Annotated in this window: 5 protein-coding genes; all 5 read left to right on the top strand. The window is 41.9% G+C overall.

Translation table 11 applies throughout. From position 1 onward, the window contains the following. Positions 1–273: 273 nt before the first annotated feature. A complete protein-coding gene (gene spoIIIAF / locus BLT_RS0106640) occupies positions 274–942 on the top strand; it encodes a stage III sporulation protein AF (RefSeq protein ID WP_017727008.1) in 669 nt (222 codons plus the stop codon). Continuing rightward, positions 929–1597 (top strand): stage III sporulation protein AG, encoded by a 669-nt coding sequence (gene spoIIIAG, locus BLT_RS0106645; RefSeq protein ID WP_017727009.1) that lies wholly within the window; start codon positions 929–931, stop codon positions 1595–1597. The genes spoIIIAF and spoIIIAG overlap by 14 nt, the downstream gene beginning before the upstream one ends. Continuing rightward, entirely contained in the window at positions 1597–2208 is a 612-nt protein-coding gene (locus tag BLT_RS0106650; RefSeq protein ID WP_017727010.1) for a SpoIIIAH-like family protein, read from the top strand. Before spoIIIAG ends, BLT_RS0106650 begins: the two co-directional genes overlap by 1 nt. A 137-nt stretch (positions 2209–2345) precedes the next feature. Beyond that, a complete protein-coding gene (locus BLT_RS0106655; RefSeq protein ID WP_017727011.1) occupies positions 2346–2702 on the top strand; it encodes a hypothetical protein in 357 nt (118 codons plus the stop codon). 186 nt (positions 2703–2888) lie between these two features. Continuing rightward, positions 2889–3311 (top strand): acetyl-CoA carboxylase biotin carboxyl carrier protein (gene accB / locus BLT_RS0106660; protein ID WP_017727012.1); only part of this gene is annotated, 423 nt, incomplete at its 3' end.

Raw genomic sequence — 3311 nt, forward strand, 5'->3', positions numbered from 1 at the left:
CGTCATTTACGTTTTTGCAGCGTTAGCGGTCGTCTGCCTTATGTTCTTTCTTGCCATTACGATCATGATTGCAGCAGGAAACCTATCGCTAATGATACGGTGACAGAATCTTTGATAAGCAGGTGATCCAGGCTATATAAAGAGGAGAAAATAGGTCGGTTAAGTCTGTGCATGATTACATGCATAATACGAGGTGGTCGGGCGGAAGGGAATCTTAGCACCCCATCCAGTATGGAGGCACCACTTTTTTGAAAACAAAACGGGGAGATGCGTATGGCTTTTTTAACAGATTGGTTGACCAACATTATCTTACTCATTTTACTTGCGACGATCTTAGAGCTTATGTTACCAAGTACTGGGTTGCAGCGTTATGTAAAAATGGTCATTGGCCTTCTGCTCCTTGTTGTGATGCTTCAACCAATCCTATCTATTTTTACAGAAGATGTGGATGCTTGGCTTCTTACGGCGATGAATCAACATGATTCAGAGCAAGTCGTTTCAGATAATCGGATCGAGATGCAAAAAAATGAAATAGAAACAGGACAACGTGCATATATTTCAGAACAAGTGGCTGTCCAATTAAAGAGACAAGTGGAGGAGGAATTTCGTGATCAATTTGCTTTTGAGCTAGCTGATGTACAAATCATCATGGATAACTGGATGGAAGGCACGTTTCAACTTGAACACATTGATACTGTACAGGTATACGTTCAAACGGCAGATGACGGAAGTCACCCCCGCGATCCTGAAGATGAGGCCGTACATGTACCGTCTGTTGCCGTCGTTCACATTAACACCTCAGAACGTACAGAGCAAGAAGACCTCAGTGCTGTAATGGATGAATCGGTATTGAAGGAGTTTCTTGCAGAAGCGTGGCAGGTTCCTAAAGAAAAGATTTCGTTGGTGTGGGAGGGGGGAAGCAGAGAGAATGAGTCAAGATGAACAAAAAGATAGACAGTGGCTGAAAAAACTACTAAAAAAACCTGGAGTGGAAAAAGGGAAGTTTTCGTTTCAATATGTGATCATGCTCCTTTGCTTAGGGATAGGCTTCATGGTCGTTGGTAGCCTAATGGTAGAAAAAAATCCAATGGAGGAAAATGCGACGCCTGTTTTCAATGAAAATGAAGAAGAAGTAAAAGAGCAGCCGGCCTTTGGACAAAAGTCAGCAGGAGAACAAAATTCGATGGAGGATTACGAAATTCGTTATGAAAACCAATTGAAAGAAAGCTTAGAACAGATTGTCGGTCTTTCCGATGTAACGGTCATGATTAATTTGGCCGAAACAGAGCGGTATGTTTATGAAACGAATACTAGCACGAAACAACAAAATACAAACGAAACAGACAGAGAGGGTGGAACAAGGAAAGTAGATGATCTTTCTAGAGATGAACAAGTCGTTATCGTTCGTAATGGGGATAAAGAGGAACCAGTTCTTATTCGAAAAGAAAAGCCGCAAATTCGCGGAGTTCTTGTCGTGGCACAAGGAGTGGAGCAAGCACAAGTAAAAGCTTGGGTCGTTGAGGCAGTGAGCCGGGTACTGGACGTACCGGCACATCGTGTCTCCGTTATGCCTAAAAAAATGAAGGAGGAATCATGATGGTTTTAAAGAAGCAAACGGTTTGGCTGCTTACAATGCTCAGTTTAATTGTTGTCCTATCTGTTTATTACATGACAGCGCCTGAAGGCACCCCAGGTGAGGATGTGGCGTTTATTTCCGATGAAGAAATGACAGAAGAAATGGTTGAGGAAATGGGCGAGGTTGAGATGGAGGATGTGACAGTGAACATGGAGGAGACCTTAGAAGGTGTAGAAAATGACATGTCTGATGGAATGGTATCCAATATTGCAAGCAATGAAGTGTTTGCAACGATTCGAAATGAAATGCTAGTAGCGCGGGAGCGAATGGCGGAAGATTATACAAATATCATTGCCTCTCCTGATGCATCACCTGAATTGAAAAGTGAAGCACTCGATAAAAGCACTAAGCTTCAGCGTGTGGCCCAGCAGGAGGCAACCCTTGAAACATTAATTAAAGCGAAAGGATACGAGGATGTCCTCGTATTAGCCGAGGAGGAACAAGTGAGAATTATCGTTCAGGCTGCAGAATTAAACTCTGCACAAGCCAATGAAATCATGATCTTGGCAAGTGAACAGCTCGGTAGCGAAAAGCAAGTAGCTGTAGGCTACCATCCCGCAGGAAAAGAATAAAAATAAATGGGGTCAGTGCATTTTTGCACTGACCCCATTTGCTCGGAGCAAAAATGCACTGACCCCTCTTTTTACAAGCTAGGATGGACATGGTATAATACGGCATTGTTGTAATTCGTATGTGAGGAGAGATTTAAATGGAATGGAATGATTTGACAGAAGGTGCGAAAGCGGTTCTAGAGCAAACACGAAACATGAAAAACGACAATATTCAAATCGTTGAATTTGAGATTGGTTTTGAGCAAGAGTATGAAACGGGCGATGGAAGCTATACCGTATCCATTCAAGAGGAAGATTACGAAAACCTAAAACGTTACACCCAAGAAAATGAATATGGTGAAAAGTATCATATGGCTCGCAACAAAAATATCGTCAAAATCATCCTTTTGGAAAATGGGAAGATTCCTGATAATTTATCTGAGTATCCAGTGTTCCGCCAGTATAAAAAAGATGCCATTCTTAAAGACGATGAATTTGAGGTGGACGAAGCATAAGAAGAAACCTCCATTGCACCATGATAATGGAGGTTTTTTTCTCTCAATGACGAATAGATCGAAAGAACGGTCCTTATTGAATGAAAGAATTATGTTATAATTAAGAACTGAACTATGAGTGAAATGGGATTCACGCCCCCCCTTATCAGTTGCGTGGGAAGTGAACAAAGGAGAGTGTAACGAAAAATGAAAATTCAAGAAATTCGCGAATTGATTCGCGCTGTAGATCAATCAAGCTTAGATGAATTCAAGTTTGAACAAGATGGACTAAAACTTGTGTTAAAAAAGTACAAGGAAGCTGAAGCACAAGTTCAGCAAGTCGCTAATGCTGCTACTTCACAAAGTCAACCTACCGCTTCACCCCCATTAGCTCCACCTGTTCAGGAATCTGTTCAACCGACACCGGTAGAAACGCCAAAAGTTAGTGAGGCACCTAAAACAGAAGCAACCAATGTACATAAAATTACTTCTCCAATGGTTGGAACCTTTTATGCAGCTCCGTCACCTGATTCTGACCCTTATGTGAAAGTTGGGGATCAAGTAGATGAAGGGTCCGTTGTCTGCATTGTTGAAGCAATGAAACTGATGAACGAAATTGAGGCAGAAGTA

Source organism: Halalkalibacterium ligniniphilum (genome assembly GCF_000334155.1).
GTDB classification, from domain to species: Bacteria; Bacillota; Bacilli; order Bacillales; family Bacillaceae_D; genus Halalkalibacterium; species Halalkalibacterium ligniniphilum.

Bases quoted from the DNA above. Each gene is read 5' to 3' on its own strand.
- spoIIIAF (WP_017727008.1), top strand. From the start codon at position 274: ATGGCTTTTTTAACAGATTGGTTGACCAACATTATCTTACTCATTTTA.
- spoIIIAG (WP_017727009.1), top strand. From the start codon at position 929: ATGAGTCAAGATGAACAAAAAGATAGACAGTGGCTGAAAAAACTACTA.
- BLT_RS0106650 (WP_017727010.1), top strand. From the start codon at position 1,597: ATGGTTTTAAAGAAGCAAACGGTTTGGCTGCTTACAATGCTCAGTTTA.
- BLT_RS0106655 (WP_017727011.1), top strand. From the start codon at position 2,346: ATGGAATGGAATGATTTGACAGAAGGTGCGAAAGCGGTTCTAGAGCAA.